This is a genomic window from Caulobacter sp. 17J65-9 (assembly GCF_010975005.1).
Classification (GTDB): domain Bacteria; phylum Pseudomonadota; class Alphaproteobacteria; order Caulobacterales; family Caulobacteraceae; genus 17J80-11.
In genome coordinates this window covers 1-11,044 of the sequence record NZ_JAAIVC010000136.1, presented here as the reverse complement: position 1 = coordinate 11,044, position 11,044 = coordinate 1, and the positions used below count along the sequence as shown (strand labels likewise).

At 62.0% G+C, this 11,044-nt stretch carries 10 protein-coding genes; 2 read left to right on the top strand and 8 right to left on the bottom strand.

Going from position 1 to position 11,044, the window contains the following annotated elements:
* Window positions 1-805 (top strand): 2OG-Fe(II) oxygenase (locus G3573_RS16695; RefSeq protein ID WP_163262676.1); only part of this gene is annotated, 805 nt, incomplete at its 5' end.
* Between the two features lie 182 nt (window positions 806-987).
* Here the strand turns inward: G3573_RS16695 and G3573_RS16690 are convergent.
* The gene (locus G3573_RS16690) at window positions 988-1,404 is read right to left on the bottom strand and encodes a four-helix bundle copper-binding protein (RefSeq protein WP_163262674.1); all 417 of its coding nucleotides are present in this window, start codon (window positions 1,402-1,404) and stop codon (window positions 988-990) included.
* Between the two features lie 140 nt (window positions 1,405-1,544).
* Here G3573_RS16690 and G3573_RS16685 point away from each other — a divergent pair, with 140 nt between their 5' ends.
* A complete protein-coding gene (locus G3573_RS16685; RefSeq protein ID WP_163262672.1) occupies window positions 1,545-2,627 on the top strand; it encodes a P22 phage major capsid protein family protein in 1,083 nt (360 codons plus the stop codon).
* A gap of 75 nt (window positions 2,628-2,702) precedes the next feature.
* Here the strand turns inward: G3573_RS16685 and G3573_RS16680 are convergent, their stop codons facing one another.
* From G3573_RS16680 to G3573_RS16650, 7 genes are all read right to left on the bottom strand, one after another.
* Window positions 2,703-3,716, bottom strand: coding sequence for an acyltransferase (locus tag G3573_RS16680; RefSeq protein ID WP_163262670.1), 1,014 nt, complete (start codon window positions 3,714-3,716; stop codon window positions 2,703-2,705).
* A 19-nt stretch (window positions 3,717-3,735) separates the two neighbouring features.
* Entirely contained in the window at window positions 3,736-5,058 is a 1,323-nt protein-coding gene (locus G3573_RS16675; protein WP_163262668.1) for a lipid II flippase MurJ, read from the bottom strand.
* Window positions 5,059-6,315, bottom strand: a complete 1,257-nt coding sequence (locus G3573_RS16670; protein WP_163262666.1) for an O-antigen ligase family protein — start codon at window positions 6,313-6,315, stop codon at window positions 5,059-5,061.
* A 1-nt stretch (window position 6,316) separates the two neighbouring features.
* The gene (locus G3573_RS16665) at window positions 6,317-7,492 is read right to left on the bottom strand and encodes a glycosyltransferase family 4 protein (RefSeq protein WP_163262664.1); all 1,176 of its coding nucleotides are present in this window, start codon (window positions 7,490-7,492) and stop codon (window positions 6,317-6,319) included.
* Complete coding sequence (locus G3573_RS16660) at window positions 7,489-8,643, bottom strand: glycosyltransferase family 4 protein (RefSeq protein ID WP_163262662.1); 1,155 nt, start codon at window positions 8,641-8,643, stop codon at window positions 7,489-7,491. The genes G3573_RS16665 and G3573_RS16660 overlap by 4 nt, the downstream gene beginning before the upstream one ends.
* Window positions 8,644-8,668: 25 nt before the next feature.
* Entirely contained in the window at window positions 8,669-9,886 is a 1,218-nt protein-coding gene (locus G3573_RS16655) for a glycosyltransferase (RefSeq protein ID WP_276208739.1), read from the bottom strand.
* A gap of 246 nt (window positions 9,887-10,132) precedes the next feature.
* Window positions 10,133-10,813 carry a sugar transferase gene (locus G3573_RS16650; protein ID WP_163262658.1) on the bottom strand — a complete coding sequence of 227 codons (681 nt, stop codon included), beginning with the start codon at window positions 10,811-10,813 and terminating at the stop codon, window positions 10,133-10,135.
* Window positions 10,814-11,044 lie beyond the last annotated feature (231 nt).

Below are 11,044 nucleotides of genomic sequence, written 5' to 3'. Positions count from 1 at the left end.
GACCGGGGCCGGCCGGCCGCAGGACTGGACCCAGGCGCTGGACTGGCTGGCCCGCGCCGCCCAGGGCGGCGACGCAGGCTCGCGCACCCAGCTGGCCCTGCTGTCGGCCCTGTCCGGGCGCCCGGCCATCCCGGGCGCGGTCGACCCGTGGGCGACGGCGCGCGCGCAGATCAGCCTGGACGCCTGGCTGAACCCGCCGCCGGCCGAGGTGCTGTCGCAGAGCCCGCACGTGGCCCGCATCCCGGGCTTCCTGCACCCGGCCGTCTGCGACTGGCTGATCGAACGGGTGCGCCCGCGCCTGGCCCCGGCCCGTGTGTACGACGCCGAGGCCGGCGGACGGCGCACCCACGAGATGCGCTCCAACACCGGGGCCGGCTTCGGCCTCTTGGACACCGACCTGATCCTGGCCCTGGTGCGCGCCCGCGCGGCGGCGGCCGCCGGCGTGCCGGCCGCGGTGCTGGAGCCGACCAACGTGCTGCACTACGAGGTCGGCCAGACCTTCGAGCCGCACTTCGACTTCGTCGATCCGGACGTCGCCCACTTCGCCGACGACCTGCGCTTACGCGGCCAGCGCACCACGACCCTGCTGGTCTATCTGAACGACGACTTCGAGGGCGGCGAGACGGCGTTCCCGGACGCCGGCCGCAGCTTCCGCGGGGCCAAGGGCGACGCGCTGATCTTCCGCAACGTCGACGCCGACGGGCGGCCTGACCGGTCGAGCCTGCACGCGGGGACGCCGCCGACGCGCGGCGAAAAGTGGCTGCTGTCGCAGTGGATCAGGGATCGGGCGCAGCCGATCGTTTGAGCACCTCTACGCCGTCATCCCGGCCGGAGGTCCGCGTGAGCGGGCCGGAGAGCCGGGACCCAGCAAGCGCGACGCGCGTTGCAGCCCTTTCGCGGCGTCGAGGTCGAGCTCGCTGGGTCCCGGCTCTCCGCTGCGCTTCGCTCCGCTGCGGCCGGGATGACGGTCGTATTTTGGGGCCCGACCTACTGCACCGTCGCCTGCAGGGCCATGAGCGACTGGCGGCAGAGGTCCTCGCAGCGGCGGCAGGCGTCGGCGCACAGGCGGCAGTGCGGGTGGTCGGCGCCGTGCATGGAGCACTCCTGGGCGCAGGTGGCGCAGGCCACGGCGCAGGTCTCCAAGAGGCGGATCAGGGTCGGGGTGTTGGCGCCGGTGCGGCGCGTGGCGGTCGAGCCGGTGGCCAGGCAGATGTCGGCGCAGTCGAGGTCCAGCCGGATGCACTGGCGCAGGCGCACCACGTCGGCCTCGCCCAGGCACGCGTCGGCGCAGGCGATGCAGATCTGCGCGCAGTCGTAGGCCGCCTCCACGCAGCGGGTCAGGATCTCCTGCCCCGGCCCGCCGCGGGCCTGGGGATGCAGGGTCATCATCTGCTGGACGTGCATAAGGGGACGCTCCGGAACTGGCTGCGGGGAGTGCAGCCCGCAACGGGCGCGCGGGGGGAGCGGTTCCGGGAAGTTATGGGGTTTGTCCGAACAGGACTTCCCCGGGGCGGCGGGAAAAATGGTCTCGAAATGTTCGGATTTTGCTCGACCGGAGGCCGCCGGAGTTCGACGGGCGCACGGCCGCGCCGCAGGACGTGCTGGAGGGCGAGGTCGCCGTCAGCATCGACAAGCAGAAGGGGGTGGACGTGCAGTTCACCTCCCTTGAGGAGACCCTGTCGGTCGACACCCTGCTCAAGTCCAAGGTGATGAAGTCGGCGATGGGGCAGCTGGCCTCGCAGATCGACGCCGACCTGATGGCGCGGGTGCTGGAGTTTCCGAACTGGGTCGGCACGCCCGGCCAGCTGGTCGACAGCCCGGCCGACTTCTTCAAGGCGCCCGAGCGGCTGGACGAGATGGCCGTGCCGGTGGAGGACCGCAACGCGGTGATGACGCCGGCCGACACCTACGCCATGGCCGGCAGCCTGCTGGCCAACGCCGCCCAGGGCGGCGAAGTGGCCAAGGGCGCGCTGCAGAAGGCCAAGATCCCGGTGCTGGGCTCGACCGAGCCGTACATGACCCAGACGGTGGCGTCGCTGACCTGCGGCACGCGCACCAACGGCACGGTGGCCGGCGCCGGCCAGGAGGTGGGCTTTCCCGCCGTGCGCACCAGTTTCCAGCAGAGCCTGAACGTCGCCGGCCTGGGCGCGTCGGGCACGGTGAAGGCGGGCGAGGTGTTCTCCATCGCCGGCGTGTGGGCGGTGAACCCGCGCACCAAGGCGCCCCTGGGCTTCCTGCAGCAGTTCGTGGTGCTGGCCGACGCCACGGCCAACGGATCGGGGGCGGCGACCCTGACCATCGCCAACCCGATCATCACCACGGGCGCGTACCAGAACGTGTCGGCCGCGCCGGCGGCCGGGGCGGCGGTGACCTGGATGGGGACGGCGGCGACCACCTATCGGCAGAACGCGGCGTTCCACAAAAGCGCGCTGAAGCTGGTCTCGGCCAAGCTGGTGACGCCGTTCAGCGGCGAGGCCGACCACGCCAGCGACCCCGACACCGGCCTGACCGTGCGCTACTGGCGCTATTCCGACGGCGCGTCGGACACGCACAACCACCGGTTCGACGTGATCTACGGCACGGCGAATATCGACCGGAGGCTGGGGACAAGGTTCAGCGGGACGTGAGCTCTCTCCTCCGGCCCAGCTAGACGCCTTCGCGTGAAAACCCGGCGCAGGCGGAACGACGCCTGCAGTACCTGCTCAAGCTGCAGATTGGACTCTATCCAGCGTTTCCGTTCGCGTGAGCAGCCGGCCTGAAACCCACCGCTGGGCGGGAATCTCAACCCAGCGATACATCATTGCGGCAAGGCCGATAGCCGCCGCGCTGCCGGTGCCAATGGCGACCCAATCCGGCGCCCCAACGCCGGTAAGGCTGCCGATTAGAAGCACCCCAACGTACTGGTGAATTAGGTAGAGCGAATACGAAATCCGTCCCAATTTCGGCAGAGGCCCTAGCGGCGGCACAACCCGAATTTGGATCAGCACAAACATCAAAGACACCGCGCCGAGAACAAATATCTTCGACCCCACATAAGGAGGGAATATAAACAAGGAAGTTAATCCAATTCCCCCAAGCAACCCGGCCGGCCATGGGGAACGCTTAAACAGCACATACCAACCAGACATACCGATAAGAAAATACGGCCAGTATTTTGCGGAAAGCAATCGATCCCCGACGCCAAGACACAGAGACACCGCTGCCAGAACGGCCACCGCAGCCACGCCGATCCAAAAACGATCACGCAAGAACATCATGGACACAGCGACAACAGCGTAGAATTTGACCTCTACCGCCAAGCTCCAATACGCGCCGTCCACAAATCGACGCCCGATCTCGTCAGGAAAAAATAATAGACTCGCCCCGTAATCCGCCAAGTCTCGCCTGAACTCGTACGGGCCAAACTGGCAGATTACGAAGGTGAAGGTCGCGGCCACCAGGAGGGCTGGATAGATACGCGCTATCCGCCTAACGGCGAACTCGGCGGCGCTAGCCGAACGCTCGACCGTCATCGCAATCACTAGGCCGGAGATTACAAAAAAAATCTCCACCCCGTGCGATCCGACACTGAGCAACGCGCTATACTCGTAGTCATAGCCGAGAATATCACGCGCGCTCTCCGACGACCAACGCACGGTATAATGATAGATTAGAACCAGCAAGACAGAGATACCCCTAAAGGCATCTATTACTTCATTGCGCCCACGACCTTCCACACATCACTCCACTTCGGAATCATGCCTTAGAAAGGCGCAAAAACACGAAAGAAAAAACAAGCGCCTCCGCAGCCCTTATGCAAGCGGACAGTGGCACCCCGGGCAGCCCAAAGGCAGGAATAAGAAGCGAGTTTGCGAGATACTTCACCCCAAACTGAATTACACACGTCCACAAAAAGAAGCTGTACTTCCTGCTGCTGATAAGCAGCTGCACAAGCACGATATTGGCAAAATAAAAAGGGACCTGCAAAAGGCTATATCGAAACACCTCTGTCACCTGCTCGGTGTCAGACGCCGTAAAAGCTCCGCGTTGGAAAATCGCGGAAATCACGTAAGGCGCCATCAGCCAGCCAGCGATGGCAGCAATGGCTCCAAGCCCGAACATTGCGCCCGACCATTGATAAGCCACCCTTCTCCGGAGATCGCGTTGGTCATCTCCAAATGCGCTAAACAGCGGCAGCGTTGCACGGGCAGCCGCCAGTGCGCCAATGCTTAACACAAGCATTGTCAGGCGACCTGAATATCCAAGAACGGCATTCGCGCTAGGGCCCAATTGAACAACCATCAATTGATCCAGCACCAACGTGCCGGCCGTGGTTATCATTTGCCCGACCGCGACGATCGCGACGCTTTTGCAAAAAGCGCCCCACAACTCATCATCCGCGCCCGAAATCGCCACCCTTGGGAGCAGTCCCCGCGAGTAAACCAGCACTGAAACCGCGAGTTGGGCGGCGAAGCCCAGGAAAGTTCCCCAACTTAGCGGCCCCGCTCCACTGCCAGAACTCAACAGGACAGAGCCAATCAGCACCAATGAAGGCACGCCGTCGATGAGGCTGCTAACACGGCGCTGTTGCGCGATTAGATCCGCGTTGAAGGAAGCGACTGCGAACCCAAACGGAATGCCCAGGGCAAGAGGAGCGATCATTTCCCGGGCCACTGCGGCGACGTCGGGCGCAGCACCCAACCACCCCCGCCCAATCGCCAACCAGACGCTGGACGCAAAGATTAGGGCGAGCGCAGCGCCTACCCCAATACCGAGCTTCAGAACCCGCCAGCGCAATGCGCTTGCTGCTGGCGTATTGCGGGCCCCGACCAATAACGGGACCATCACCGCAATCAACACTTCGACCCAAACACTTATGGGCCAATTCATCAGGTTGAAGATCAAATTATAGGCATCAACCTCAGGCGCCGTTCCGTATCGGGCTGCGACCGCGACCTCCTTGCCTGCGCCGGCCAGCTTGGCAGCGAAAACAAAGATAGCGATGGCGGCAATATTCGAAATCGCCCGGCCATGGTGGGATTGGAGTCCGGGAAATCGCTCAATGACCCGACCGATCATCTAACGCATCCGGCCTGATTGCTCAGACGCAAACAATGCCGCGGTCCAGAACGCCACAATGCCAAGCGCATCCGTCAGTTCGTTAAATACGTTATGATTAAACAAACCCTTCAGGAGAAGAAACGCAGCCAACCAAATCCCAATCGGTCTTGGAAGCTTGAACGTTGCGTAAATGAAGAACGCAAGCCAAAGCGCGCCAAGCAGACCGTGCTCGACCAACATTAGGACGTATACGTTGTGAACCGGCGCTCGAAGCTCCCACGTATACCCGTAGCCAACGCCGTTACCCCAAATGGGAGATTGGCCAAATTGAGCTAACCCGTACTGGATAAGATACAGCCGCTCGCGAGCCGAACCGTCCTGAAGTGTAGTAAGTCGTGAGCGCGTATCTTCGGTCGTCAGAGAGTACAAACTCTCATTCAACGCAGGGATAAATTGCTGCGCGACAAGCACGAACAGCGCAGCGCAGGCAGCACCAAGCAACAATCCCGCTATCGGCTTTAGACGACTGCCTTTAGAGACATCGATCGGGATAAATTCCGCCATCATTACGGAAGCAAGCCACAAGAGAATGCCCCCACGGCTGTAGGTAACAAAAATCCCCACAAGGGATACGGCGTAGAACCCAAGTCGCAGCGGGCGACGTAACCCCACCGCACCAACTGCTGTGCCAGCCGCGATGGCTGCAGCCGAGAAGTTTGGATTTGCGAAGAGCCCCGCAGCGCGGCCGAGATAGAGCGCTTTGCTGGGGTGAAATGAAGTAAGAAGCGACCGCACGGCGGGGACCGCGAAGTCGGCTAGATTGCACAGAACCGCGATCGCGACCGCGACGCGTACCGCCATCAGGACCGACCCAAGCGACCGCACGTTTGCGACGACAAGAATACCAGACGCCGCAAATATCGCGTATTTGACGCGCATTATATACATGTCGAAGCTGCTTGCGGGAACTAAAGCAAGCTGCACGGATATCAGCACTACGTACGCGAGGAGGGCGGCCAGCAATAACCTGGGGCTCCTACGCGCAAGCGCACAATCGTTCGGGAAGACGACGCAGATCAGGGCGACGAGCGCCACGGCTATTGTGACTGCTGCCTGGAGGCCACCCGCTAAGCCGATAGCAACATAGATCGCGCCAGTTTGAAGCAGTAACACAAGGCCGACCATCGTCGCTGTCGGGACGAAATCCGGGATCGACATGCGCTTCCGCGAGGCGAACCCCGGTCGCGCGGTGGAAGAGTCAACCTGAATGGCCATACTAGTTTGGCCCTGTCGCCGAGGTAGATACGAGTTCCAGAGCATCGCCATCACTGACCTGGGCGGGCGAATTTGCAACACGAAGCTCTTCTTCCCACGCCAGCATTATCGCGGGCTCCGCAAACCTATCTCTGACAACTTTGCCGGCCTCAGCGAACTTCAACCTCAAGTTCGGGTCCGAAACCAGGCGCTCCAGAACATTCGCCAAGGCGAGCGGGTCGCCTTCGGGCGCGAGGAGCCCATTCACTCCGTCGTCAATTAGCTCCCGCGGTCCGGTTTGACAGTCGGTAGCGACCGCTGGGACTCCAGCCCCCATTGCTTCCAAGAGAATGTTGGGGAAGCCCTCAGTCCTAGAACTCAAGACAAAGAGTTCCGCGCGCGAGAACCATTCACTCAAGTTCCCCGCTCGTCCTGGCATGAACACACGGCCAGAAAGGCCAAGCTCGTCTATGAGCTCTTTGAGCCTCTCGCGCTCATCCCCCTCCCCTAGGATCACGAGATCCCATTCAGGCCAACGTCGGGCGAGCACGCCAAAAGCGCGGACGAGGTTGTCGAAACCCTTTGCCGGATTGAGCCTGCCGGCAGCGAGTGCGACAAGCCGGTCGGGCGGAATGGCTGCGTCCGGCTCGAGCGTAGGGAGACTATCCACCAGGGGCCATGGCAGCGCATTTGGGATTACGACCGTGCGTCGCGCCGTTGTATTGGTGCGGATCCAGACTTCTGCAGCTTCAGTCTGAACCGAAACGCAGTCGAGAAGTCGATAGAGGTGGCGCCGAGCAAGCTCCCAAGCTCGGGACAATGGGAGCTTAGGGGGATAATTCCTTTCGCACCCGATCGTTCTGCACCGGATGCCCAGAGCCGCCAAGGCTAGGAGCACAGCCGACGACGGCATGAATCCCAGAGCAGCATCCGGCTTGAAGCGACGAATTTCGCGTCGAACTGACCAAATCCTAAATAGGATTTGCTGCAACTTTCCGAGGCCAGACTTCGAAGGCTGATCCAAATCAAGGTGGATTAGCCTAACGCGGGGATCAACATCGTACACCTTGCGGTCCGGCCCCGTAATGGTGACCAAACAGACCGCATCGCCCTTCATTGCCCAGTGGCGGCTCATGTGTGTGATGACGCGCTCAGCGCCACCGCCGTCCAGCGAATGGATCAGGAGAAGAATTCTCACGCCGAAGCCCGCCGCGCCGCTACGACTTCCTCAGATCCAAATCGTTCAAAGTATGCAGCGTAAGCATCGGCCATTCGCTTATAGGCGAACTTTTCTGATGCAATGCGACGAGCCGCCGCCCTCATCGGCGAGCGCTCGGTGGGAGACATGAGCTTTTCGAGCCTCTCGACCAGCGCCGCGGTGTCGCCAGCGGGGAACAGATATCCATTGACGCCGTCAGTGATGATTTCGCTTGCACCGCCGATGTTGGACATCACCACAGGGACTGCGCTGGCCATAGCCTCGAGCGCCGCAAGCGAAAGCGTCTCGACGGACGTACTCGTCAGAACCCCGACGTCCATCGCCGCCAGGAACGGGCGCACATCCCTCTGCTCGCCGACAAATCGAACTTGGTCTCTAAGGCCAAGCGCCTGGGCTTTGGCCTCAACTACCGGCCGCTGCTCCCCCTCCCCGACGAACAGGACTTTTGCCGGAACTCCACGCTTCACGAGTACCGCCACCGCATCGAGAAGCTGACCGTGGTTTTTCTCGGGACGGAACTGGGCCGTGATCCCCACGACATAGTCATCATCGAGAAACCCCAGGCGTTCTCGCGCTTGCCGGCGCTCCGCGTCTGACGGCGGAGAATAAAACTGCGAGTCGACGCCGTTAACAATTGCGGCGGATGCGCCAGCCTTGAGTCCGCGCGACTCCCAATACCGTTTTTGGTTCTCGCTGACATATATAATGGAGTCAGCAAATCGGAGAAGCCCGTAGAACAGGGGTAGGCGAATTTTTCCCCTGAGCGTATCGATAATAGTTGTGTGGAACGAACAAACAATAGGCGCTCTATGAATGCCCATAAGCTTAGAAATTACTGAAACCGCCAAAGTGGCCTGATTTACAGCCACGAGTACATCCGGCTTAAATTTATCGATGGCTTCACCGGCCATACGCCATCCGGCAAAGTCCGTGTTGTTAGAGGCTCGACCCAGAACTTCTGTATGATCAGGAAGGTCGGAATCGAGATAACTAGCGGAGCGAATTCCGGAATAGATTAAGAAAGAAACATCGAAACCACGAGTCTTCAGAGCAGCCGCGAGCTTCATCGCATGTCGCTCCGCCCCGCCGACCGGAAGGCTGTCAAGAAAGAAAGTGATTTTTCGGGTCATTGACTAGACTCAGGAATACGTCGGTTTACGCGGCCGGTCGACTACTCGCCGATAGGACCATCTTTGAGCCAATGGACTTGAGATAGACTTCCTCAGTTTTGGCTACCATACTCTCAGTTGTGTACGCGGCGGCACGTTCAACTGCCCCCATCGACAGACGGCGTCGCAAAAGCGCATCGCCCGCGAGGTCTAAGACCGCCTCTGCCACAGCCTCCGCCTCGGACTCGACTAGGAAGCCCGTAACGCCGGGCACGACAGCTTCGTCTGTCCCGCCAACTCGGGTGGACACGATAGGCAACCCGACCGAAAGCGCCTCAAGTAGTACGTAAGGCATCGCCTCGTACCGACTTGTCATGCACAAACAATCCATGCCCCCGAAATAATCCATGGCGCTTTGACCACGAACCAGCTTCACCGCTTCTTCCAACCCAAGAGAAATGCACAACTCTTCCACGGCACCGAAAAGCTCACCGTCGCCCAGCATCAAGCCTTTAATAGCGGGATTTATCTTTCGTGCGCGAGAGATGGCCTCAAGGAACAGCTCCGGATACTTTTGATAACAGAGCCTACCCACAAACCCGACAAGAACATCCGACGCATCAATGCCCAGTTCGGAGCGAACCAAAGCTCGGGGCCGCAAGCCCGGAGACGAGACTCCATTAACGATAGTCGCCAGTTTTGATGCGGGCACCCTAAGTCGAGTCCGGGCATGGCGCGCCTCCTCTGCAGAGACAGCGATCACGCAATCCGTCGCAACACGAGCCAGGAGAGTCTCAACGCCGCCGAATACGAGGGCGGCTAGGGGGGGCGTATGGGGGTCCATAGTGCGGAACGCGTGCGGCGTATAAACTCGCGCACCAGGCACAGGGATTGAGCGAAGCAAAGCACCGGCCTTCGAGCTGTGAGAGTGTAAAATGTCAAAGGGTCCCTGCTCCACGGCCAGACGCCACAGGCCTGAGTAGGCAGAGAAGTCTTCCACGCTCACTTCTCGGTGCATCACTACCGGCATCACGGTGACGCCCGGCAATCCCCGAAGCCGCTGCAAGAACCCTGCCTCGGCTCGCACAGGAGAATAAGCGAGACAGACCTCGTGCCCACGGGAGACTAAGCCCATGGCAAGATCGAGCACATGGCGCCCTGAACCACCCCCGGCCGCTTCAATGACAAGCAAAACTCGTAGCCGTACGCCAAATCCATCTTGGGCGGCGGGGACTCGACGCGCGGTTGCCTCATTCCCAATCATTCCCACACCCGCGAACCAACGCCGCAAAGCTGGGACGGACTGCGCAAACCAACCAAGTGCAGCGCAAGCACGCGCCGCTCGGCATGGGCCGGATACATTACATTTTCTCGCCAGTCCGCCATGCTGGCGGTCGCCCCCGAATTCCGCCCCCGCGGATCGCAACTACATTGGCCTTGCGACCGGTGACTTAGGCCAGAGCGCTCAGCACAACCAATCCTAGCAGCTCCCGCGTTCACGCGGGTTAACTCAGTAGGCGTTCGGATCCCGCCACAGCAGCATCAGCGTCTGCGCCACGATCTTCGCGTCGCGCACCAGCGACCAGCCTTCGATGTAGGCGTTGTCGGCGTTCACCCGCTGGGCCATGCAGTTGATGGTGCGGGTCTCGCCACGGTGGCCGCTGACCTGGGCCTGGCCGGTCAGGCCGGGGCGGGCGCGGAAGCGGGCGGCGTAGGCCGGCAGCAGGGCGCCGTAGAAGTCGTCGTGGGCCAGGGCGTGCGGGCGCGGGCCGATCATCGACATGTCGCCCTTCAGCACGTTGAGGAGCTGGGGCAGCTCGTCGACGCTGGACTTCCGCAACAGGGCGCCAATCCGGGTCACTCGCGCGTCGCCGGCGGTGGCCTGGCGCACGGCGGCGCCGTCCTCGGCCACCGTCATGGTGCGCAGCTTGTAGATCTGGAACACCTGGCCGTTCAGGCCGGTGCGGCGCTGGCGGAACAGGGCCGGGCCCTTGGATTCCAAGCGGATGGCGGCGGCCACGAGCAGCAGCAGGGGGGCGAACAGCACCAGCAGGGCGGCCGCGGCGACCACGTCGCAGGCCCGCTTCAGGCGGCTGGCGGCGGGGCCGGCCGGGGACGCGGGTGCGACATCCGGGCACGGGACCGCGGCGACCACCGCCGTTTCGGCCGTGCTAGGAAACGCATCGAACATGTACTCGCCCCCCGTACAACCATGCCCTGCAAGCTAGGCCGTTCCAGTAACGGTTTTTTAAGCACGTTCAAGTCCCCGCGTTCTGGGACACGAACAATTAACGCAGCGGTTGTACGACGGGCGCAGTCAGGAGTGCTGGATGTCCCGTTTTGACACGATCGGCGCAGGCCCCGCGCGGGCGTCGTCGGCGCAGAGCCGCTCCGCGCAGGCGCGCGGGACGCGGCGCTGGCC

Bases quoted from the DNA above. Each gene is read 5' to 3' on its own strand.
- G3573_RS16690 (WP_163262674.1), bottom strand. From the start codon at position 1,404: ATGCACGTCCAGCAGATGATGACCCTGCATCCCCAGGCCCGCGGCGGG.
- G3573_RS16675 (WP_163262668.1), bottom strand. From the start codon at position 5,058: ATGATCGGTCGGGTCATTGAGCGATTTCCCGGACTCCAATCCCACCAT.
- G3573_RS16670 (WP_163262666.1), bottom strand. From the start codon at position 6,315: ATGGCCATTCAGGTTGACTCTTCCACCGCGCGACCGGGGTTCGCCTCG.
- G3573_RS16660 (WP_163262662.1), bottom strand. From the start codon at position 8,643: ATGACCCGAAAAATCACTTTCTTTCTTGACAGCCTTCCGGTCGGCGGG.
- G3573_RS16655 (WP_276208739.1), bottom strand. From the start codon at position 9,886: ATGATTGGGAATGAGGCAACCGCGCGTCGAGTCCCCGCCGCCCAAGAT.
- G3573_RS16650 (WP_163262658.1), bottom strand. From the start codon at position 10,813: ATGTTCGATGCGTTTCCTAGCACGGCCGAAACGGCGGTGGTCGCCGCG.